This window comes from Hymenobacter cyanobacteriorum (assembly GCF_022631375.1).
Classification (GTDB): domain Bacteria; phylum Bacteroidota; class Bacteroidia; order Cytophagales; family Hymenobacteraceae; genus Hymenobacter; species Hymenobacter cyanobacteriorum.
This window is the reverse complement of record NZ_JALBGC010000001.1, coordinates 1,165,570-1,188,174: the sequence shown is the minus strand read 5'-3', so window position 1 is coordinate 1,188,174 and position 22,605 is coordinate 1,165,570. Positions and strand designations below refer to the sequence as shown.

General features: G+C 63.9%; 16 protein-coding genes. 8 read left to right on the top strand and 8 right to left on the bottom strand.

Annotated elements, in window-relative coordinates; all coding sequences use genetic code 11:
- The first annotated feature begins 144 nt into the window (after positions 1-144).
- Both lpdA and MON38_RS04990 read left to right on the top strand, forming a co-directional pair.
- Positions 145-1,551 (top strand): dihydrolipoyl dehydrogenase, encoded by a 1,407-nt coding sequence (lpdA, locus tag MON38_RS04995; protein ID WP_241935031.1) that lies wholly within the window; start codon positions 145-147, stop codon positions 1,549-1,551.
- 24 nt (positions 1,552-1,575) lie between these two features.
- Positions 1,576-2,448 (top strand): hypothetical protein, encoded by an 873-nt coding sequence (locus MON38_RS04990; protein WP_241935030.1) that lies wholly within the window; start codon positions 1,576-1,578, stop codon positions 2,446-2,448.
- 72 nt (positions 2,449-2,520) lie between these two features.
- On the opposite strand, the gene MON38_RS04985 is transcribed toward MON38_RS04990, so the two are convergent.
- Together MON38_RS04985 and MON38_RS04980 are read right to left on the bottom strand one after the other, a co-directional pair.
- Positions 2,521-3,297 carry a suppressor of fused domain protein gene (locus MON38_RS04985; protein WP_241935029.1) on the bottom strand — a complete coding sequence of 259 codons (777 nt, stop codon included), beginning with the start codon at positions 3,295-3,297 and terminating at the stop codon, positions 2,521-2,523.
- A 219-nt stretch (positions 3,298-3,516) separates the two neighbouring features.
- Positions 3,517-4,026, bottom strand: coding sequence for a nuclear transport factor 2 family protein (locus MON38_RS04980; RefSeq protein WP_241935028.1), 510 nt, complete (start codon positions 4,024-4,026; stop codon positions 3,517-3,519).
- 114 nt (positions 4,027-4,140) lie between these two features.
- Here MON38_RS04980 and MON38_RS04975 point away from each other — a divergent pair, with 114 nt between their 5' ends.
- The 4 genes from MON38_RS04975 (at position 4,141) to MON38_RS04960 (ending at position 9,560) form a co-directional block, all read left to right on the top strand.
- On the top strand, positions 4,141-4,728 hold the full coding sequence (locus tag MON38_RS04975) for a YdeI/OmpD-associated family protein (protein WP_241935027.1): 588 nt from the start codon (positions 4,141-4,143) through the stop codon (positions 4,726-4,728).
- A gap of 152 nt (positions 4,729-4,880) precedes the next feature.
- On the top strand, positions 4,881-6,014 hold the full coding sequence (locus tag MON38_RS04970) for a putative sensor domain DACNV-containing protein (RefSeq protein ID WP_241935026.1): 1,134 nt from the start codon (positions 4,881-4,883) through the stop codon (positions 6,012-6,014).
- Between the two features lie 186 nt (positions 6,015-6,200).
- The gene (locus MON38_RS04965; protein WP_241935025.1) at positions 6,201-7,349 is read left to right on the top strand and encodes a tetratricopeptide repeat protein; all 1,149 of its coding nucleotides are present in this window, start codon (positions 6,201-6,203) and stop codon (positions 7,347-7,349) included.
- Between the two features lie 219 nt (positions 7,350-7,568).
- Entirely contained in the window at positions 7,569-9,560 is a 1,992-nt protein-coding gene (locus MON38_RS04960; protein ID WP_241935024.1) for an amidohydrolase family protein, read from the top strand.
- Positions 9,561-9,564: 4 nt separating this feature from the next.
- On the opposite strand, the gene MON38_RS04955 is transcribed toward MON38_RS04960, so the two are convergent.
- Together MON38_RS04955 and MON38_RS04950 are read right to left on the bottom strand one after the other, a co-directional pair.
- Positions 9,565-10,245 carry a LytR/AlgR family response regulator transcription factor gene (locus tag MON38_RS04955; RefSeq protein WP_241935023.1) on the bottom strand — a complete coding sequence of 227 codons (681 nt, stop codon included), beginning with the start codon at positions 10,243-10,245 and terminating at the stop codon, positions 9,565-9,567.
- A gap of 136 nt (positions 10,246-10,381) precedes the next feature.
- Entirely contained in the window at positions 10,382-11,491 is a 1,110-nt protein-coding gene (locus tag MON38_RS04950) for a sensor histidine kinase (RefSeq protein WP_241935022.1), read from the bottom strand.
- 228 nt (positions 11,492-11,719) lie between these two features.
- On the opposite strand from MON38_RS04950, the gene MON38_RS04945 reads away from it, so the two are divergent.
- On the top strand, positions 11,720-14,179 hold the full coding sequence (locus MON38_RS04945) for an outer membrane beta-barrel protein (protein ID WP_241935021.1): 2,460 nt from the start codon (positions 11,720-11,722) through the stop codon (positions 14,177-14,179).
- A gap of 111 nt (positions 14,180-14,290) precedes the next feature.
- On the opposite strand, the gene MON38_RS04940 is transcribed toward MON38_RS04945, so the two are convergent.
- The 4 genes from MON38_RS04940 to MON38_RS04925 form a co-directional block, all read right to left on the bottom strand.
- On the bottom strand, positions 14,291-14,983 hold the full coding sequence (locus MON38_RS04940) for a lysoplasmalogenase (protein ID WP_241935020.1): 693 nt from the start codon (positions 14,981-14,983) through the stop codon (positions 14,291-14,293).
- A 130-nt stretch (positions 14,984-15,113) separates the two neighbouring features.
- Positions 15,114-17,576, bottom strand: coding sequence for a carbohydrate-binding protein (locus MON38_RS04935; protein WP_241935019.1), 2,463 nt, complete (start codon positions 17,574-17,576; stop codon positions 15,114-15,116).
- 86 nt (positions 17,577-17,662) lie between these two features.
- Complete coding sequence (locus tag MON38_RS04930; RefSeq protein WP_241935018.1) at positions 17,663-19,096, bottom strand: carbohydrate-binding protein; 1,434 nt, start codon at positions 19,094-19,096, stop codon at positions 17,663-17,665.
- A gap of 162 nt (positions 19,097-19,258) precedes the next feature.
- Positions 19,259-21,574 carry a beta-1,3-glucanase family protein gene (locus tag MON38_RS04925; protein ID WP_241935017.1) on the bottom strand — a complete coding sequence of 772 codons (2,316 nt, stop codon included), beginning with the start codon at positions 21,572-21,574 and terminating at the stop codon, positions 19,259-19,261.
- 650 nt (positions 21,575-22,224) lie between these two features.
- On the opposite strand from MON38_RS04925, the gene MON38_RS04920 reads away from it, so the two are divergent.
- On the top strand, positions 22,225-22,587 hold the full coding sequence (locus MON38_RS04920; RefSeq protein WP_241935016.1) for a hypothetical protein: 363 nt from the start codon (positions 22,225-22,227) through the stop codon (positions 22,585-22,587).
- The last annotated feature ends 18 nt before the right edge of the window (positions 22,588-22,605 follow it).

Below are 22,605 nucleotides of genomic sequence, written 5' to 3'. Positions count from 1 at the left end.
TTGATAGGAATAGTATTGCGGTAGAGATGCTTCGGTGGCGCTCAGCATGACGTGCTTTTATTCCCGGCTTAGCCTCAAAACCGCCGCGCCCGCCGCTGCTGTGCCGTACCTTCGCCCGAGCGTACAATCATCGAATACTTCCTCATGAATCAATACGACGTCACCGTCATCGGCTCCGGCCCGGGCGGCTATGTAGCGGCCATCCGCTGCGCCCAACTGGGCCTCAAAACGGCCCTCATCGAGAAATACCCCACCCTGGGCGGCACCTGCCTCAACGTGGGCTGCATCCCCAGCAAGGCCCTGCTCGACTCCTCCGAGCACTACCACAACGCTCATTCGGTGTTTGCCGAGCACGGCATCGGCCTCGAAAACCTGACGGTGGACATGAACCGCATGATTGACCGCAAGGCCGGCGTGGTGAAGGCCAACGTGGACGGCATTGCCTACCTGATGAAGAAAAACAAAATCGACGTGCTCACCGGCGTCGGCTCTTTTGTTGACAAAACGCACATCAGCATCGCGCCCACCGAAGGCGGCGAGGCCCAGCAGATTGAAACCAAAAACGTCATCATCGCCACCGGCTCCAAGCCCACGGTGCTGCCGTTCATCGCCCAGGACAAGGAGCGCATCATCACCAGCACCGAGGCCCTGAACATCCGCGAAGTGCCTAAGCACATGATTGTGATTGGCGGCGGCGTGATTGGCCTCGAAATGGCCTCCGTGTACGCCCGCCTCGGCGCGAAAGTATCGGTGGTGGAGTTCATGGATTCGCTCATCCCGACCATGGACCGCGGCCTGGGCAAGGAGCTGAAGCGCGTGCTGGGCAAAATAGGCATCGAGTTTTTCCTAAGCCACAAAGTGACCGGCGCCACCCGCGAGGGCGACAGCGTGACCGTGACCGCCCTCAACCCGAAAGGGGAGGAGGTGAAATTTGAAGGCGACTACTGCCTGGTGGCCGTGGGCCGCGTGCCCTACACCGCCGGCCTCAACCTCGAAGCCGCGGGCGTGGAAATGGAAGAGCGCGGCCGCATCAAGGTCGATACCCACCTGCAAACCAACGTGCCCGGCATCTACGCCATCGGCGACGTGATTCGGGGCGCCATGCTGGCCCACAAGGCCGAGGAAGAAGGCGTGTTCGTGGCCGAAACCATCGTGGGCCAGAAGCCGCACATCAACTACCTGCTCATCCCCGGCGTGGTGTACACCTGGCCCGAAGTAGCCGGCGTGGGCTACACCGAGGAGCAGCTCAAGGAGCAGGGCAAGGCCTACAAAATCGGCAGCTTCCCCTTCAAAGCCAGCGGCCGCGCCCGCGCCAGCGGCGACACCGACGGCTTCGTGAAGGTGCTGGCCGACAAAACCACCGACGAAATCCTGGGCGTGCACATGATTGGCCCGCGCATCGCCGACCTCATCGCCGAAGCCGTGACCGCCATGGAGTTCCGCGCCTCTGCCGAGGACGTGGCGCGCATGAGCCACTCGCACCCCACCTACGCCGAGGCCATGAAAGAAGCCTGCCTGGCCGCCACGGAGAACCGGGCCATTCACATGTAATTGCGCCCGGTGCGCAGAACCACTATGTGGCTTCTCAACCTCCCTGCCTGCGGCCGCTTCCTGATGGGAGCGGCCGTATTGCTTTCGCTGGACGCTTGCAAACACAACTCTGCGAAAACAACGGAAGCAGCCACTTCTGCCACCGGTAGCGCGCTGGATACCAGCCGGGCGGTGAGGCCGACCGCCCAACTGCCACCAGCCGCGCAAGCCAGCCAACCCACCCAGGCAGTCGGCGACAGCATCAGCCCGGTTATCCTCCGAACCTGGCCCTTGAGCAGGCCGCAATGGGACAGCCTCAACACGGAATGGAACGATACTACCCGGCTGGTGCGTAGCCAAGTCGTGAACTTCGCCGGATTCCGGCTCGTCCAGGAATCCGGCGAACGGCCCCGCCTGTTCCACCGCGTTGCCAGTGGCGGGGCCGAATGGATGGAAATAGACCTGTCATTAGTCGCTTCCGATACGGAGGATGCGCCCCAATGGGGCGCGGAATCGGGCGACCACTCGATTGATACAGTTAACCTGGACGGTCGCGGGGCTGCGGAACTCGTGCTGCGGCTGCATCCGGCGTCGTACGGTACGGGCAGTGGCACCGCATGGGACCAGGTAAGTGTGCTCGATGTGACGTCGACCCCAACGCCAACCCTGATTTTCCAGGCCTTATTGGCGGCCGAAGACGAAGCATTGGGCGGGTATGCCATGATGCACGGCTACAAAATTGAGCCGGGAGAACAGTTCACGGGTTGCAAGCGCAGTTTCAGGGTGCAGCACCGGGAACTGCTGCTCGGGCCGGTCAAAACCATCGGCAATACGAAACCCGGGGATTGCACCCTAACCAAGCTTTCTGCCGGCCGCTACCGCTACCAGCACGGCAAGGTGCTTCGGGTTGGGAAGTAACTGCTGAAACGGCAAGCGGCTAAAGCTACGGGAGCTTCAGCCGCTTTTTGCTGATAAACTGTTTCAGGCAGCTTACGCCAGCGCAGTATTCGGCCGGGTCAGGTCCAGTACGTCGCCGATACCGTATTCATCGAACCGGTCGAGCAACGCGTCCACGCCCTGTTCCATTTTTAGGTTCATCTCCTCGTGGTAGATGGGGTAGAGCGTGTAGAAATGCACCTTTTTGTAGGGGCTGATTTCCAGCGTTTGAAACTCTTCGGGCAGGCTCAGCGCCGTGAGCACCAGCATGCAGCCCAACTCGGTGTCGTTGGCGAAAGGCTCGGCCTCTTCGCCGTTGGGGATGGTGTGGCCGAAGCCCAGCCAGGTGCCGTACTCGTGTGGCAGGCGGGCTAGCATTTTCAGCCAGCGAATGGGCCAGTACACGTTTTCGTCTTCGAAAGCGGCCGCGGTTTCTGCCGAGTCGGTAGGGATGTTCCAAGTGCTGGGCAGCAGGATGCACAGCTCGGCAAATGGCGGAGCTTCGTCGAGGGGAGCGCCGGGCGGCACCTGCATGGGCCGGTCGCTCATTCCGGAAGTGACGAGCGTGAAAAAGGGAAAGTCGGCGCTGGGCGGCACGATGTGCACGTCGAGGTGCACCTTATCCGAAAGGAGCTCGTGGTACACGCCGCTCACCGGTCCCAGATGGCGCTCGATGTGGTCAGAGATGGCCGCGATGGTTGCTTCGTCGCCGCCGGCCAGTTCGAACGGGGCCGGTGCCTGGCCCTCGTAGCGGTAGATGGGCGAGCCCGAAGGCGACAGCTCCGGCTCGTCCTGGCCGGGGCTGGTGGGGGAGGTTGGCGTGTCAGGCATGTGTTACGCTTAGGTTTGAGTTTTACGTCAGGTTACGGCCGGTTTACGATTGAGGCAATGTTGAGAACCAAGATAGGGCAGCAGAGGCCGGAACCAGCTTCTTAATCAGCAGCCCTGCTCCCATGGAACGCATCGCCCGACGCCGCACCGCCAAGGCTGCTGTAGCACCACCAGTAGCTTTTGAAGGCCCACCAATTGGCCCTGACGCTAACCCATCAATCAATGGTCGTAGCTCACGACGCGGGTGATGCGCCAGGTGCCGGCCTGCTGCTGCCACACCATCACGAACTTGGAGTTGCCGCAGTCCTGGCGGCCGTTTTCCAAGTGGCAGAACCGTTGGGTGGCGATGTGCATGGCCCCGTAGTTTTTCACGGGGTATACTTCGAGGGTGCCCGCCACCAGCGTGCGGGTGATGTCGGGGCTTTGGGCGAAGAGGCGCGCGAAGCCTTCTTTGGTCTGGGCGAAGTTGCTCAGGCCGCCTTTGTCGTGGTAAAACTCCACGTTGTCGGCGAAGTAGGCCATGAGCTTATTTACGTCGTGGGCATTGAAGGCGGCAAACATTTCCGTATCCAGCCGGGCAACCGTTTGGTAGAGCTCATCCTTGGTTGTCGGCTTCGGGGCAGCCGCCGGTGGTGGGCTAGCCGGCCCGGCTTTGCGCGGCGTGCTTTGGGCGCGGGCGGTGGTGGCTGAAAGAGCCGAAAGCATCAGGAGCAAGAGGATACGACGCATAACAAGGACGGTGGGTTTCGTGCTAATTTATGGCCGGGCGGGCCAGCTATAGACGGAAAATAGGCATCTTGCATTGCCTGCTGCAGCGGGCAATTCCCACTGAGACGCTACCCCATGCCCCGCCCCGACGCCCACCCCCAGTTCCAGCCCGCCAGCCGCGCCGAGTGGCGGCAGTGGCTGGCCGCGCACCACGCCCAGCTGCCCGGCGTGTGGCTGGTGTACTGCAAAAAAGCCAGCGGCTTGCCCAGCCTGAGCTACGCCGAAGCTGTGGAAGAAGCCCTCTGTTTCGGCTGGATAGACTCGCACCCGCGCAAGCTTGACGCCGAGCGGTCGCAGCAGCTCTACACGCCGCGCCGGGCCCGCAGCGGCTGGAGCAAGGTGAACAAGGAGCGGCTGGCGCGTCTCGAAGATGCTGGCCAGCTCATGCCCGCCGGCCTCGCCGCCATTGCCCGTGCCAAAGCCAACGGCGCCTGGGAAACCCTCGATGCCGCCGAAGCCGGCCTCGTGCCCGAGGATTTAGCCGCCGCCCTGGCTACTGATGAAGCCGCCGCCCGGCACTTTGCCGCCTTCGCGCCTTCGTCCCGTAAAGCTATTCTAACCTGGGTGCTGAGCGCCAAACAGCCCGAAACCCGCGCCCGCCGCGTGGCCGAAACGGTGCGTCTGGCGGCCTTGGGCAAGCGGGTGAATTTCGATAAGGGGTAGGAGAGAAGCAGGAAAAAAACAGTCATGCGGAGCGCAGCGAAGCATCTCGCGGGCAGCAGTAAATCAAAACACTCGCACGATTGGTTTGCTGCTGGCCGCGAGATGCTTCGCTGCGCTCTGCATGACGTTCTGCCCGTCCCCATCTTTGCCCCATGCTCTCCGAACCCACATACCTTACGGCCCGCATGGCGGCCCCCATGGTCGAAGCCCACTTTGCGCGGCACCGCGCCGCCAGCATGGAGGACGAAAAGCGCCTCGCCTCGCCGCCCGAAGCGCAGTGGATTGAAGCCGTGATTGACGTAGCCTTCTGGGCCAGCCTGGGGCGTGAGGAGGGCTACTCGCCGCGCATCTCGCTGGCGCTGCTGCCGCTGGAGCAGGCTCGGCAGCCGCTGGTATTCGGCCAGCGCCGCCGCCTCACGCCCGCCAACCTGCTGAAGCTGGCGCCGGCCGTGGAGCAGCCCGGCCTGCACCTGGGCGTGTGGCACGATGTCGACGGCCTCTACGTGTGGGGCACGGCCACGCGGGTGCCGCCGCTGTGCTTCGTGCTCGAAGTGGTAGAGCCCGGCCTGCTGGTGGTGAAGCACCGCCGCGCCGGCGGCTTCGGCAAGTTTGTGAACGTGGCCGTGCTGCGCGGCGACCACCTGCAGCTCATCGACGAAACCGACGGCGGCCTGAGCGACTGCGCGGCCCTGCGCGCCTTTTTGCCCGGCCGCAGCCTGCCCGCGCCCGACACCGGCGAAACCGACAACGTGCTGCTGGAGCTGGCCGCCGCCATGCGCGCCCACGGTCGCGGCGGGCTGGTGCTGGTGGTGCCGCCCGGCTCCGGGCAGTGGCAGCAGTCCATTGTGCAGCCTCTGAATTACCCCGTGGCCCCGGCCTATACCGGCATCCGGGCTGTGCAGCGGCCGGGGCAGTCGAAGCGCAAGTGGCAGGCCAGTTTGCGGCGCAACATCGGCATTGTGGGCGGCTTCACGGCCGTGGACGGGGCCACGGTCATCACCCGCGAATACACGCTGCTGGCCTTTGGGGCCAAGGTGGCGCGGGCCAAAACCAGCACGCCCGTCGAGACAATGGTGCTGACCGAGCCGGTGGTGGGCAGCGAGCCCCGCCACCTGCACCCGGCCCAGAACGGCGGCACCCGCCACTTGGCCGCTGCTCAATTCGTGCACGACCAGCACGATGCCATTGCCCTGGTAGCGTCGGTAGACGGGTTTTTCACGGTCTTCGCGTGGTCGGATGACTTGCAGCAGGTGCACGCGCACCGCATTGATGTGCTGCTGCTGTGAGAACAAACAATGAGAAGGTGGAGCGTAATAGCAAACCCGGTCTGGCGCGCTATTATCTGGCCTGTATTTTTGGCTGGGGCACAGTAGTTTCGTGAGTTGTTCTTCCTCTCCTAAAAAACGCCAATGCCTTATTCTCTACGCTGCTGTCTGCTTGCAGCGCTGTTGCTTTTGCTGTCCGGGCCGGCAATGAGCCAACCCGTTACCCCAGCGGCCGCGCTGGCGCAGGGCGCCCAGCTGGAAACGGAGAAAAAATACGAATCGGCCTATCAGGCACTCGATAAAGTCGACCCCAAAAACCAGCAGCCCGACGTGGTGCTCCAAAAGGAAAAGGTGTTGCTTCGGTACTACCTGATTGCGCTGAATTTCCAGGGCTTTGGGCTGAAGGACCTGGCGCCCGGCGAAACGATAGGGCGCTTGCGCGGCAAACCCGGCCAGTACAGCATGCACCTGCTCGACATTCCCAAAACCCTGAAGCAGCTGCAAAAGCAATTTCCCCAAAACTACCGCCTCAGCCAAGGCCTGGGCGACTATTACTACCAGGCCGTGCTCTGCCACTGCGGCGAGCAAGACAAAACCGAAGCGCAGCTGCTGGATTTGGTGATTGAGCATTACGGTCAGGCGCATGCGCATCAGCTCGGCGATTTTATGACCTACTACGCCGTGGGCTATGCGCACCTGGCCCAGGGGCGCGCCGAGGCGAGTATTGCCCCGTTCGAAAAGGCCATTGCCCTGAATTCGCAGTATCCCGATTCGCCCTACAACCTGGCTTTTGCGCTGATGCAGCTGAAGCGGCCGGCCGAGGCCATTCCGTACGCGCAGACCTCGTTGCGGCTGTACACCGACCCCGAAATGAAAGCCGATGCCGCCCGGATGCTTGGCACCCTGCACCAGCGCACGCAGCAGCCCAACGAGGCGAAAAAGGCCCTGCTGCAAAGCCTGGAGCTGCAGCCGCAGAACTATGCCACCCTCCGCAACCTGCTGGAGCTGGCCGTGACGACCCACGCGCCGGATGCCGCCGCCTGGGCCAACCGGCTGTACCAGCTCAATCCGGCCGATGACCAGATGTTTTCCGACATCATGGACATTTATCAGGCCCAGAACCAGTGGGCCGAAGCCGAAGCTTTTTTCAGCGGCCAACTGCCCAAAGCCCCCGCCACCCCTACGGCGCAGGGCCTACTGCACTTTTATGTGGCGGTGCTCAACATGCAGCTCAAGCGGCCGCAGGCGGCGCGGCCCCATTTTGTGGCGGCCCAGGCGGCGCTCAAGAAAGTAGCGAAACCTGATAATCCGCTGTTTCAGGCCATTGCCAAAGGGCTGGCCGAAACCAAACCCTAGGAGTATGCTGAGGTACGTAGCCGGATGACATGCTACATCTCCAGTCGCCGCGCTTTATTCGATGAGGTTGCCTGTATCAGCAGCGAATTGTAGGCGGAGCGGTAATGAATCCGGCCATTGGCCGGTAGTGGTGATATTCGTTGCTGCCACGGCCAGCTGTTTGCGCAGCAGTAGCGCGCGGCAGCACTTGTCTTTCCCTTTCCTAACCTCACTCACCAGATGCTGCAAAAAGCCCTGTTACCAGCCCTGTTCGCCGCCCTGGCGCCCGCCCTCGCGCAGGCCCAGGTGCCCGCACCCACCGATAGCGCCACTTTTCTGCTGCACAAGTTCGAGCAGCGCATCGGCCAGGAAACCTACCACCTCACCCGCACCGCGCAGGCCCACACCTACGACGTCAACTTCCGGTTTGTGGACCGCAGCTCGCCGGTAGCGTTGCGCGCAAACATCGCCGTGACGCCCGCCGGTGAGCCGCTGCGCCTAGCCGTGAAGGGCCAGACCTCGCGCTTCAGCACCATCAACGACACCATTACCATCAGCAACGGGCAGGCCCGTATTCGCGTCGATGACGCGGTGCGGACCGAAAAGCGGGCGGGCCTGAGCTTCCCGGTGGCGGGGTACTCGCCCGGCACGGGGCAGCTGCTGCTGCTGCGCTACTGGCAGCAGCACGGCCGCCCGGCCAGCCTGGCGCTGCTGCCGGGCGGCACGGTGCACATTCGGGAAGATGGCCGCGACACCGTGCAGTTCCAGAACCGGCCGCTGGTGCTGCGCCGCTACGTGCTGAAAGGCCTGGTGTGGGGCAACGAGCTGCTCTGGACCGACCAACAGAACAACCTGCTGTGCATCATCACCAACGACGCCGAGGGCGACAAGCTGGAAATGATGTGGCAGCCGTATGAAAGCCTGCTGCCCGCCCTCATCGGCAAGGCGGCCGGGCACGGCATGCGGCTGTTCCGGCAGGAAATCGGCGCGGCGGCTAAGCCCGGGGCTAAGCCGCAGCTGCTGGCCATTGCCGGCGGCACGGTGGTGGATGTAGTGCAGGGGCGTACCATTCCGAATGCGGTGGTTGTGCTGGAAGGCGGCAAGATTCTGAAAGTTGGGCCGGCTTCCTCCACGCCCATTCCCAAAGGAGCCCGCGTGATTCGGGCCGAGGGCAAAACCGTGCTGCCGGGCCTGTGGGACATGCACGCCCACTTCCAGCAGGCCGAGTGGGGGCCGGCCTACCTGGCGGCCGGCGTGACCACCGTGCGCGACTGCGGCAACGAGTTCAGCTACATCAACGCCATCCAGCAGGCCATTGATGGGGGCCGGGGCGTGGGCCCACGCATCCTCAAAGCCGGGCTGATTGACGGCGAGGGGCCGGCCGCGCTGGGCATTGTGCGGGCCAGCACGCCCGCTGAGGCCGCCGCCGTAGTGCAGCGCTACAAGGCCAACGGCTTCGCTCAAATCAAGCTCTACAGCTCGGTGAAGCCCGAAATGGTGCCCGTCATCTGCGCCGAAGCGCACCGCGTGGGCCTGCCCGTCACGGGCCACATTCCGGAGGGCATGACCATCACGCAGGGCGTGAATGCGGGCATGGACCAGGTGAACCACATCAGCTACGTGGTGCGGGCCCTGCGCCGCAACCCCGACCGTTCGCTCATCCTCGACGACACGGCCAGCACGCGGGTGTTCAATTTTCTCAAGGCCCACCACACCGTCATCGACCCTACCGTGGGCGTGTACGAGCTGATGTTTCGCTCGACCAAGGACGACATCACGGCCATCGAGCCGGCCTACGCGCGGCTGCCGCAGTCGCTCCAGGCGCTGTTTCGCACCATGGGCACCGAGCCCGACAACGCCGCCAAATACGCGCCCTACTTCGCCAGCTTCGCCCGCCTCGTGAAGGCCCTCTACGACCACGGCATTCCCGTGGTAGCGGGCACCGACATGGGCTTCCCCGGAACCAGCCTGGCCCGCGAGCTGGAACTGTACGTGCAGGGTGGTCTCACGCCCATGCAGGCCCTGCAAACGGCCACCATTGCCCCGGCCCGCGCCATGCAGGCCGAAGCACGCGCCGGCTCGCTCGATGCCGGCAAGCAGGCTGATGTGCTCATCATCGACGGCAACCCGCTGCAGCAAATCCGCGACCTGCGCCGGGTGCAGCTGGTGGTGAAAAACGGGCAGGTGTACGAGCCGGCGCAAATGCGCAAGCTGGCCGATTATCAGCAGTAGCCGGCTACTTCTTGAACCAGGCCAGCAGCTCGGGCTTATAGGACTGGCCGATGGGAATCAGGCTGCCATCCGTCAGCTCGACCTGCTCGGGCTGCAGCCGCCGGATGTGGGCCGCGTTCACGATAAACGAGCGGTGCAACCGTCCGAAGGCCGCGCCCAGTTGGTCGGCCATGGCCTGCATGGTGGCGTGGTGCAGATGGGTTTTGGCGGTCGTCACGACCTTCACGTAGTCCTTGCAGCCCTCCACGTACAGAATATCGCGGTAGGGCACCTTGAACAGGCTGCCCTGGTCTTTCAGCAGCAGCGACTTTTCCTCCTCGGGCGCGGCGGCGGGCTGCAGTCGGCCGGTGGCCTTGCGGAAACGCTCGTAGCTAAAGGGCTTGAGCAGGTAGTCGAGCACGTCGAGCTCGTAGCCGTCGTAGGCGTATTCGCGGTAGGCGGTGGTGATGATGGTTTTGGGCGGATTCTTGAGTGTACGCAGAAAGGCCAGGCCGTTCATCAGCGGCATTTCGATGTCGAGAAACAGCAAATCAACGGGCTGGCTGCTGAGGTACTCGTGGGCTTCCATGGCGTTGCGGCAGGTGCCGGCCAGCACCAGGCCGGGCGTTTGGGCAATGAACTGGGTGAGCACCTGATGGGCCAGCGGCTCATCATCAACAATCAGGCAGCGAGTAGGGGAGGACATGAGTGGAAATGGGATTGAAACCCCAAAAGAACGTCATGCAGAGCGTAGCGAAGCATCGTTACCGCGCAACGCAATCCAATCGACTGAGTTAGTGGTGGCGGGCAAGATGCTTCGCTTCGCTCTGCATGACGTTCGTTTACACCTGCAACGTCAGCTCAGCCCGGTACCGGCCATCCCGCTCCGAAAGCACCAGCTCGTGCGCGTTGGGGTAATACAGCTGCAGCCGCTGCCGGATATTCACCAGCCCGATGCCGCCGCTGCGCTTGCCGCTGGGCGCGGCCGCAGGCATCTCGGGCAGCATGTCGTTTTCGATGACGAAATGCAGCCGGCCGGACGTGGCCGTGAGCGAGGCTTCCACACTGGCCTTGTCGGAAAAGTGGTGGCGGCCGTGCTTGAAGCTGTTTTCGACCAGCGGCAGCAGCAGCAGCGGCGGCACCTGCAACCCGCCCGCTTCGGCCGCGCCGGTGGCAGTGAAATGGATGCGGGCCCCGGCGTACTTGCGCTGCTCCATCTCGAAGTAGTTTTCGAGAAACGTGATTTCCTCCGGCAGCGCAATGTATTCGCGGCCGCTGTCGTAGAGCACGTAGCGCATCAGCTCCGACAGCAGCAGGATGAAGCGCGGCGTTTCGGGCGAGCCGGTCAGGCTTAGGCCGTAGATGCTGTTGAGGGTGTTGAAGAGGAAATGGGGTTGCAGCTGGCTTTTGAGCTGCGTGAGCTGCAGGGCCAGGTGGTCGCGCTCCAGAAGGCGGCGGCGCGCTTCCTGCTCGAACGCGGCCCGCACGAAGGCCACACAGCCAAACGCCAGCATGTCGGTGAGCAACAGCCCCAGCACCGGGTTTTGAATGCCCAGCAGTTGCGCTGGCGTGAGGGCGGCGTAGAAGTGGTAGAAATCGGCCAGCACCGGCGGTACTGCCACCGGGCTGAACAGCAGCGCCGCCAGCCAGGTATTCAGCTTGATGCCCCACCACAGATACAGCAGCGAGCCCACCGCCAGCAGCGCGTAGCGGCGCTGGCGCAGCAGGTGCGGCACCAGCCAGCGGTACCAGGGCAGCACGTAGAGCGTGGCCAGCAGCGCAAACAGCATCAGCTGCGGGAAGGGGAAATTGGCCTTAGCCGGCCGGTGCTGCCGGGCAGCCTCCTCCAGGTAAAAGCTGTACTTGTAAACGCTCACGTAGAGCCCCCAGATGAGGACTTCGAAGATGAGCGGGAAGCGGCTGGGGCGGTCGGCGGGCGCGGTGGGTTGCATGGGGCGAAGGTGGCAGGTTTTGAGCGGCGGGGCGGCGTGCGGCGGATGGTTTTTCGACTAAAGCGGGGATTTTTTCGACTAAAAAACCGCCCGGCGCTTTTCGTCGGAAAGTGGCTGGGGATGGTCGAAAAAGCTGAAAAAAGGGGTTGGGGCCGTCGTTGCTTTGTCCCATTCCCAGCCGGTTAGCGGCTCGGGGCACTCCTTCAGCAACCGCTTTTTCTCTGCACCATGAAAACCTCCGCCACCTCTTTTCTGCTCCTTTCGGCCCTGGCCGCCGTGCCCGCTGCCGCCCTTGCCCAAACGCCCGCTGCCGCCGCTCCAAAGTCGCTGAGCCGCACCGCTACGCAGTCGCTCTCCGGCACGGTGGCCGACAGCCTGAGCCAGCAGGCGCTGCCCTTCGCCACCGTGCTGCTGCAAGCCGCCGATGATGCGAAAAACGTGCTCAGCACCATCACCAACGAGCAGGGCGCGTACCGCTTCGAGGCCGTGCCGGCCGGGCGCTACGAGCTGCGGGTGCGCTACCTGGGCTATAAAACCGGTGCGCCCGTGGCCGTAACCGTGGCCGCCGACCAGGCCACCACGCTGCCCCAGCTGCGCCTCGCCGCCGACCGCCACCTACTAAAAGGCGTGACCGTGACGGCCACCAAGCCCTTCGTAGAGCAGCGGGCCGACAAGCTGGTGCTGAACGTGGCCGCCAGCCCTATTGCCGCCGGCGGCACGGCCTACGACGTGCTGGGCCGTGCCCCGGGCGTGGTCGAAAACGGCGCGGGCTTCCAGCTGCGCGGCAAGGCCGTGACGGTGCTGCTCGACGGCCGGGCCACCAACCTGCGCGGCGAGGAGTTGAAAAACATGCTCGGCGCGATGGCTGGCAATAGCCTCGACCAGGTTGAAGTCATCGCCAACCCCTCGGCCCGCTACGATGCCAACGGCGCGGCCATCATCAACCTCATCACGGCCAAAAGCCTCAAGCTGGGCACCAACGGCACCGCCACCGTGGGGGTGGGCAGCGGGCAGTACGGCCGCTACAACGCTGGCCTGAACCTGAACCACCGCACCGCCAAGCTGAATGTGTACGGCGGCCTCGACCGCCTCGAAAACCAGACATACAGCACCACCAGCGCCGTGCGCACGGCCGAAAACGGCCCCCGCATCAGCGAAAACGGGCGCGAGGTGCGCCACAACCAGAACAACAGCGCCCGCGTGGGCCTCGACTACCAGCTGAGTGCCAACACCTCGATGGGCTTCCTGCTGAAGGGCAGCCTGAACAACCGCATCCGCAGCGGCAGCAATCTGGCCGAGCTCGACGAAGCTGCCAGCGGCCGGCCCCTGATGGGCTCGCTGGTGAACAGCGTGGGCAGCAGCCAGGTGCTGAACCCTGCCCTGAACCTGTACTACAAAACCACCCTCGACACTACCGGCCGCACCCTGAGCCTGAACGCCGACTACTTCGGCTACCGCAAAGACACGCACTCCGACTATTACACCCAGCTGCTGAACAACCAGCTGGAAAATGCCGGCCCGCTGGCTCTGCTGCGCGACAACTCGCCGGCCCGCAACTCGGTGCGCTCGCTGTCGGCCGATTTTGCCCAGCCGCTGCGCCACGGCTCGCTGGAGGCCGGCCTGAAAACCACCTTCACCACCACCGACAACGACATTCGCTGGGAGCAGGCCGCCGAAGGCCAGCCCTGGACCGTGGACGCCGGCAAAACCAACCACTTCATCTACCGCGAAAACATCAACGCCGCCTACGGCACCCTCAACCGCCAGGGCCGCAACATGGACGTGCAGCTGGGCCTGCGCATCGAGCAAACCAACACCACCGGCACCTCGCTCACCACCGGCCAGACCACTAACCGCCACTACCTCGACTTTTTCCCGACGGTGGGGGGCCACTACAAGCTGTCGGAAAAATCGCAGCTCGGCCTCTCGTACAGCCGCAAAATCGACCGGTTTCAGTTCGGCATCGTCAATCCTTTCGTCACCTACGTCAGCCAGTACCGCTACCTGCAGGGCAACCCCAACATCCGCCCGTCCTACTCGCACAACTTCGAGCTCACTCATTCGTTCGGCGACCTGCTCTCGACATCCATCAGCTACGGACACCACGGCGATGTGCTGGTCGAAAGCTACCAGAAGAATGACGCCACGCAGGTAGTGGTCAGCTCGTACCAGAATTTCGGCAGCGCCGAATCCATCTCGGCCAGCACCACGCTCATGAAGCCGCTGTGGGGTGGCAAGTGGAACACCGTGACGACCCTGGGCCTGGAGTATGCCCGCGTGAACAGCGGCACGGTGGGCCTGAGCGCGGCCCGGCCCTCGGGCTACCTCTCCAGCAACCACACCATTCGGCTGCCCCACGGCTTTAAGGCTGAATTCTCGGCCATGTACATGTCGCCAATGACGTTCGGCGGCGTGGCCTTCCACTCGCGCCTCAGCAGCAGCTTCGGCATCTCGAAGTCCTTGTTCCGCGAGGCCGCTACGCTCACGCTCAACGTCACCGACCCCTTCAACGCGCAGCAGATGCGCTACGAGGTGCTGGCCAACGGCGTCAACTCCACCAACCTCGATAAAATCGAAAGCCGCTTCGTGAAGCTCAACTTCAGCTACAAGTTTGGCAACCAGCGCGTGAAAGCCAGCCAGCGCCGCCGCACCGGCATCGAGGCCGAGCAGGGCCGCATGGAGAACTAGCGCCGCCCACGCGCTGCCAACAGCGGCGGCCGCGCTGCTCTAACCACCCCGTTGCGGGTGCAGCCGGCCGCCAGGGCCGCAGCTCGGTGGAGGCTGCGGCCTTTTGGTGCGTTAGGCCGGGCGGCTGGCCGTGGGCACCGCCGCCCGCTCGTGGGCCAGCAGCCCGGCCACGATGCAGCCCTGCGCCGCGCAGTAGGTGAGCATAATCCAGAAATCCGCGTTGGGCAGCGGCTCCAGAAACTTGTTGATGGCCAGCACTGAATCGGAAGCCATGAACAGGCCCGCGCCGACCGCCACCGCCGCGAAGCTGCCTGCCGTGGTGCGCCCGGCGCGGTACACGCCCGCCAGCACCATCAGCACGAGCACGGCAGCGTAAAGCATCACCGGCAGCCGCAGCGGCCCCAGGCCGGGCGACAACGCTGCCAGCAGCGCCACGCCGGCCACCACCACGGGCAGGCCCACGCCCAGCCGCCAGCCCAGCGGCCGCCCCGGCCCGGCCCACTGGTGCTGCTGGTAGGCCCCGATGTAGCAGGCGTGCGCCGCCAGAAACGCCAGCAGCCCACCGATGAAAAACAGCTCCTGCCGCTCCTGGAACAGCAGCAGCCCATCGCCGAGCCACGATAGCGCCAAGGCGGCCAGCACCAGCCGGCTGGGGTTTGGAGACGCCCGGTAGTAATACAGCCCCAGGCTGAGCAGCAGCAGCGGCTTGCAGGCGTAGGCCAGGCCGGCCCAGGCGGGCACGCTCACGGCCAGCAAGTCGCCAGCAGTAGCGAGCAGAAACAAAAGCAGCAGCAGGTTTTTCATGGGGCGCATCGAAACGGGCTGCAAAGAACCATCATGCCCGCCAAACCGGCCCGGTACTGGCCAGCAACAAAAGAAGGCTGCCCAAACGGGCAGCCTTCAGCAATGCAGGGAAAAGGAACTGTGCCGGCTGCTACTTCACGAACCGGCGGGTGACGGTAGGCTGGCCCGGTACGGACACGACCAGCGTGTACACCCCAGTTGGCAGCGCCGCCACGTCGACCGGGCCTGTGCTGAGCGCCCCGCTGCCCACAGCTTTGCCGTAGGTATTCAGAATGCGGTATTGCGCATCAGTCGCAACCGTTTCGGTGTGAATGTAGAGTTTATCGGCCACTGGGTTGGGGTAGAGCTCCAGCTGCTTCGGTGAGCTGCTGGCGAGAATTTCGGCGTTGGCTGAGGCCATGCGGTTGGCGCCTTGTTTGGTGATGCGGACCCAGTTGAGGTTGTAGCCGCCGGTTTGGGCGTAGATGCCGAAATTGTAGGTGCCGGCGTTGATGGTAACGGTTTTCGAGACGGTGGTCCAGTTCTGCCAGCCGCCGGTGGCGGGAATAGCGGTGTTGCCGAACTGGATGGAGCCCGCGTTGAGGTCGGCGGAGATAGTACCGCCGCTGGCGCCGCTGGCCACGCGGTACTCGATGAGGTAGGTGCCGGTGGTGGGAAAGTTAATGCCGTTCCAGACCAGGTAGTCGCCGGCATCGATGTAGCCCATGTCCTGCCCGCCGCCGGCATCGGAGCAGGCTTCGACGGTCATGCCGTTGTTGACGTTGGCCAGCTCCGCCTCTAGTTGCCGGCTGAAGCTGGCCGTGGCGGTTTGCACGCGCAGGGAGGTGGTTTTGTCGTTCCAGTTGCCGGTGCCGAGCGGGTTATTCACCAGGCAGGAGTTGCTGGCCGTCACCGTCAGCGCGCCGCCGCTGAAGTTGTCATTCTCATACAGCACCACCTGGTAGCCGCCGTTCACGGTCAGCGACGAAACGTCGTCGTTGAGAATGCCGCGGGCTTGCAGGGCGGCCAGGTTGTAGTCGCCCACGGGCAGCGCCACGGCCGTGCCGGTGTAGTTGCAGTCGCGGTACATGGTCGCCACGCCACCGCTCGGGGCCGGGGCCGAGCCCGAGATGCTGAACGTGCCCAGCGAGCCGTAGTCGGAGTAGCCATCGGTGGCGGGGTTGCCCGAGCTGGTGCCGTCAATCTGGAGATAATAAGTGCCCGCGCCCAAGCTGGCACTGAACGACACGTTCAGGTTGCCGCCGCCCTGGGTGTCGTAGGTGCCAATCAGCCCGCCGCCGCTGTTGAAGAGGCGCGCCACGATATCGAGGTCGCCGTAGCGGCCCACGGTGTTCACGTTGAAGCTCACCGTGCCGCCGGCCGTTGAAAAGGCGAAATAGTCCTGGTCGGCGGTGCGCTCGATGATGCCGTTGGCCGACAGGCCATTGCCGTTGCGGGCCAGGTTGGTGGCCCCGCTAATGGCGTTGCTGTGGTCGTCGGGCCGGTAGCCCACGTTGTAGGTCGTGCCCGACATGATGGCGAGGTCATCTTCCTGGTTGTTGGCCGAGTTGTATTCGCCGCGGCTCCAGTGCGTGACGGGCTTGTAGTAGCCTGCGCCCATAATTGGGGCCCACGCGCCGGAATTGTCCTGGCCCGTGTAGTAGCCCTCGCTGGGACTAATGCGGCCGTCGTGGCTCAGGCCCAGGGTGTGGCCTACTTCGTGCGAAGCCGCCTCGCCGCCCGATTTCGGGTCGCTCATAAACACCCAGCAGGGCGTGTCGTCGTTGGTTTTGAAGGAAGTGAGGAAAGCCACGCCACCCGCGCCGTTGGCAATGGTGCTGCCGCTGCCGGGCGAAATCACGCAGCGCATCCGCATGTTCTTGGGGTAGGCGTTGAACACGTTCTCGTCGGTGGTCACGTTCAGGCTGAAGGGGCGGAAATCCTCGCTCACCAGCTCCCACATGGCCTGCACGTTGGCATCGGTCATGCTGGCCGAGGGGGCGTTGTAGGCGTTGCCGTTGTTCCAGCCGGTGCCGGCGGGCAGGGCGTAGCCATCGGTATCGAGCAAAATGCAGCCGCGCGCGCCCGGGTAGCTCTGCAGCGACACCACGGCGGCGCGGTTAGCCGCACCAGCCGCTGGGGCAACTTCGCGGTAGCCCACCGGCTTGTTGTAATCAATGCAGACTACTTTGTTGATGTCCACGGCCCGCACCAAAACGTGGCCCCGCGCATCGGCCGAGTAGCGGTAGGCCTGCCGGCTGGCCCGCAGAATGATGTTGCCTTCCACCGTTTCGCCGACGATGCGCAGCTGAAACGACGCGCCGGGCACACCCGCCAGGTCGCCCACCACGTACTCGCCGGTTTTGGTCAGGTCCTCGCGGTAGTTCACCCGGCCGCTAAAGGCTTGGCTTGCGGCCACGCGCAGCGTCACGGTAGGAGCGGTGCGTTGGGCTAGGCCGGCAGCCACCTGCGTTTCGAGCTGCTGCACCAGCTCCTGGCGGGTGCCGAGGTCGTAGCCGGGGCCATCGGCCGGGCGCTGGCCTTGGGCGTGCGCGGCACTCAGCCCCACGAGTAAGAGGGCTGCAGTCAGCCCGTTTGCATACAGTTTGTTCATAGTTCAGAAAGAAGTGAGGGAGGAAAAACGCGCGGCCGGAGCCAAAAAAAACGAGGAGCCGGGGTCGCCGGCTCCTCGTCAGGAAATTACTCTTTGCTGAAGCGGCTCACCAGCTTGGGCTGGTCTTTGGCCGTGAGCACCAGCGTGTAGAGGCCGGGCCGCAGGGCCGACACATCCACGCTTTCGCCGCGATGGGTGCCGCGCCACACCGTGCGCCCATCCAGGCTCAGGATGCTGACTTCGCCGCCTAAGAATTCCGGGGCCGCGTCCAGCGTCAGGCGGTCGCGCACCGGGTTGGGGTACACGGTGGCCACCACTTTGGCTTCGGCATCGGCAGTGGCCAAAGCGCGGTTGGCGCCCTGCTTGGTGATGCGCACCCAGTTGAGGTTGTAGCCACCGGTTTGGGCATACACGCCGAAGTTGTAGGTGCCCGCGTTCACATTCACGGTTTTCGACACGGTGGTCCAGTTCTGCCAGCCGCCGGTGCCGGGGATGGCGGTGTTGCCGAACTGGATGGAGCCGGCGTTCAAATCCGACGAAATGGTGCCGCCGCTGGCGCCGCTGGCCACGCGGTATTCGATGAGGTAGCTGCCGCTGGTGGGGAAGTTCACGTTGTTCCACACCAGGTAGTCGCCGGCATCGATGTAGCCCATGTCCTGGCCGCCGCCCGCATCCGAGCAGGCTTCCACCACCATACCGTTGTTCACGTTGGCGGCTTCGGCCTGCAGCGTCACCGACGAGGTTGCCGGCGGCGTGCTCGTGAGCTGATACACCCGCACGTAGTCCACGTTCATAGAGGCGGGCAGCTTGCTTTCGTCCACGGTCTGGCCGGGCCAGTCGCCGGCCACGGCCAGGTTCAGCAGAAAGAAGAAGGGCTTCTGGAACTCCTCGGTACCGCCTACGCCGTTGGCAATGTTGATTTCGTTGTACTTAGCGCCGTCCACAAACCAGCGGATGTAGCTCGGCGTCCATTCGATGCTGTACACGTGGTAGGTGTTGGCCGACATGGCCACGTTGCCGCCGTACTGGGCGTGGCCGTTGCTGTCCCAGTGCACGGTGCCGTAGCAGCGGCTGTCGGCGTTCACCTGCTCCATAATGTCGATTTCACCGCACCTGGGCCAGCTCACGGTGCTGATGTTGCTGCCCAGCATCCAGAAGGCCGGCCACAGCCCCTGGCCCAGCGGCACCTTGATGCGCGCCTCCATCTTGCCATAAGTGAACTGCTTCAGCCCCTGCGTTTTCAGGCGCGACGACGTGTAGGGCATGCCGCCCACGCTCTGCTTGCGCGCCGTAATCACCAGCTCGCCATTGGCTACGGTGGTATTGGCGGCCTGATAGTACTGCTTCTCGTTGTTGCCCCAGCCGCCGCCGCCGGTTTCAAACACCCAGTTGGAAGTGTTCACGGCCGTGCCGTTGAATTCGTCGGCCCATACCTGCTGGTAGGTTTGGGCGTGGGCTCCGGCGGCGCAGGTCAGGGCCAGCGCGGCCGTTTGGAGTAGCCGGGTAAAAGTTCGTTTCATGAAGTTGGGGTGGGTTTGTGAATGGATGAGAAATGATTGTGCGGGCGGTTCGCCTCACCCCCGGCCCCTCTCCCGAGGGAGAGGGGAGCCGGACGACATCTTACGGTCAGGCCGCCGTGGCTCCCCTCTCCCTTGGGAGAGGGGCCGGGGGTGAGGCGAACGTTACTCCTTGCTAAAGCGGCTCAGCACCTTGCGGCCATCGGTCGTTTGGGCCAGCAGCGTGTAGAGGCCGGGGCGCAGGGCCGACACGTCCACGGTTTCGCCGCGGTAGGTGCCGCGCCACACCGTGCGGCCGTCGATGCTGAGAATGCTGAGCTGGCTGCCGGCAAACTCGGGCCCGGCGTCCAGCGTCAGGCGGTCGCGCACCGGGTTGGGGTAGAGGGCCAGGGCCGTTTCGGCCGCGCCGGTGGTGGCCAAAGCGCGGTTGGCGCCCTGTTTGGTGATGCGGACCCAATTGAGGTTGTAGCCGCCGGTCTGGGCGTAGATGCCGAAATTGTAGGTGCCGGCGTTGATGGTGACGGTCTTGGAAACGGTGGTCCAGTTCTGCCAGCCGCCGGTGCCGGGAATGGTGGTGTTGCCGAACTGGATGGAGCCCGCGTTGAGGTCGGCGGAGATGGTGCCGCCGCTGGCGCCGCTAGCTACGCGGTACTCGATGAGGTAGGTGCCGGTGGTGGGAAAGTTGATGCCGTTCCAGACCAAGTAGTCGGCCGGGTCGATGTAGCCCATGTCCTGGCCGCCTTCTGAACACGTTTCGACGGTCATGCCGTTGTTGACGTTGGCGGCTTCGGCCTCCAGCTGCCGGCTGAAAGCGGCCGTGGCGCTGGCGAAATTCAGCCAGTTCAGGTTGCAGCCCGTCGAGGCCGAAGCGAACACGCGGAGCGTTTGCTTACCGGCGGGCAGCGTCACGGTGGCGTTGATGGTCTGCCAGTTCTGCCAGCCGCCGGTGTTGCCCACGTTCACGCTGCCGAGCACGCCGCCGCCGCTGTTGCGCAGCTGCAGCGTAGCGCCGCCGTTGGCGCTGGCCACCCGGAAGCCCACGGTGTAGGAGCCGGCCGTAGCCACGTTCACCGAGTAATCGAGCCAGTCGTTGGTTTCAAAGTAGTCCACGTTCAGGCCGCCGCCGGTGTCGGTGGTGGTTTCCGTTTGGGTGCCCGACTGCGCGCTAAAGCTCTCGCCCTCAATCTTGCCGGGTATTGCCTGCGCCGTGGCACCCTGCCCCGCAAAACCGCCAAACGTGGCCACCACTTTGGTTGGTTGCGGCGTTTGCAGCGTTGCCGACTGGTCGGCCACGTCATCATAAGCGAAGCCGTACGACAGATTATCCACGCTAATGCCCGGCAGGTGCCAGAAACGGGCGTAGTAGTTCATCGGAGCCGCGCCGTAGAAGCTGGCCACGTCGTACCAGTTCTGCTGGCCGGGGGTGGCGGCCGTCGTGTTCACAATGTGGCGGTTGATGGCGGCCGTCATCTGGGCCTGCACCACGAGGTCGACGGTCACGTCGCTCACGCCGGTGGCCAGCACGCCCTTGCCCTCAAAAGCCTCCTGCGTAGTCGGCCGGCGCGAAATAATGCCCGTGCGGCCCGTGAAGGCGCCCGACTGGCCCACCACCGTCAGCCGGTCGTTGGCATCGACGCGGCCTTTGAACACGCCCGCGTTGCCGGCGTAAAAAATCAAATCCACCGACTTGTACTTGTTCCAAATCGCATCGATGTACGACTTAAAGTAGTTGCCGTAGGGCCCGGCCGTGGTGCCGTTGGTGCCGTCATAAAAAGCCGGTGTTTTGCTCGGGAAGCTGATAACGCCCGTCGAATTATTCACCGTGCCCTGGAATTCGGTGGGCACGTTGGCCTTGTAGGCAGCCACAATTTCAGACGCCGTTTTCAGCTCGCCGGTTTTCTTGTAGTAGCCGTTGCCGTACAGCTCCAGGCCCATCGGATAGGCGAAGGCATCGACGCGCGTCGTATTGCCGAAGAAGCCGCCGCTGTTGTTGGCCAGCTCAATGGTTTCGTAGAGGATGCCCGTGTTGGGGTCCGTCGGGCTCTGCGGGTTGGGCGCGGTGTAGCCCGAAGGCGCGCCGTTGGCCCCAAAAAAGTAGAAGTACAGCTGCTGCCCACGCGAGATGTACACCCGGCAGCCGGCAATGTAGGGCAGCGTAAACGTGCGGTTCGGAATGGCGCTGAGCTTGGTGAAGCAGGCCGCGTACTTCGAGTTCTGCCCCGGCCCGGTATTGCCGTTGATGGTGGGGCCGGTGACGGTGTTGTAGCTGCTGCTCATGGGCAGCACCTGGCCGTTGGCCGCGTTTATCCAGACGTGGTTGTTGCTGGGGTCGATGCCCACGATGGCCACGTACAAATCGGTGTCGGCAAACGGCGACGTGTTGTTGATGGTGAACGGAATAGACCCCTGGGCGTGGCTGTGCCGCGGCAGCAGCACACCAGTTAAGAGGACCAGAAAGGCAAGCAGCGTAAGTTTTTTCATAGAAGTGGGAATTGGGAAAAAGGTGAAGAGAAAAGCCGGAAGTCAAAGGGCCGCACGAGGCGGTGGCCGAAACCAAATCAGAGGCGGGGCAGGGTGCGGCGCGGCCGCTTTGCCACCCCGCCCGAGGCCGGAGCAAAGCGGCGCGAATGCCGCCAAAACCCCCGTCGTTTTGGGCTGATTTCTGCCGCAAGCTAGAGGCGTTTTCGCCGGAAGTAAAGCGCGGTTTACGGGCCGGTTAGCGGTTTCTCAGAGGAGCTGCACGCTTACGACACACGCTAGGCATTAGCATCTTAGGAGGCTTGCCGAAGCGTTAATTCGGCCTTTTAACCTCCGCGCTATTCGCAATTGGGCCCGCTGGCCACTTAAAAAACAAGTGGTGTTCGGATAAAAAACAATCCGGCTTCGGGCAAAATTTTTTGGCTTTCCAAAAGCGTATTCGATGGGTTAAAATCAGCCTTGAAATTGTGCCGGAATTTTCCGCAAAGGTTTGCGGCGATTTCAGGACGCTTAGCGCCGACCGTTCGGCCTTTTAATCAGGCCACATGGTGCCGGTTTTGGCTGCGTTCGACAACCTTGGGAGCCCGCCTTGCGAATACCGTGTTGCGCAGTCGCGCCGGTTCAACTCCTTGGCCGCCAAAGCCCCGTTTGCCATGGCCTTCCCGCTCCAGTTCCTGCTCGAAACCCTCGTCAGCTCCACGCTCATGCCCTCCGCCAAGAAAAAGCACTCGAAAAAAGACGCGGCCTCGGAAGACCTCCTGGACCTGGCCCACGCTTCGGTAAAGAAATTCCGGAAGGTGACCCGCGAAATCGGCAAGCTCAGCACCGGCCAGAAAGTGGTGGGCGGCTTGGCGCTGGCCGCCGCTGGCCTGGCCTACCTCGCCGCCCGCGACAGTGGCGACGAGGCTGCCACGCCCGGCGCCGAAGCGCCCCGCGCCATCGCCGCCGAAACGGCAGCTCCGGCTGCCGCACCACGCAAGCACCCCAAGCGTCCCCGGTTTGCCGCCGAAGAATAAGGCCGCCCTGTCAACGCA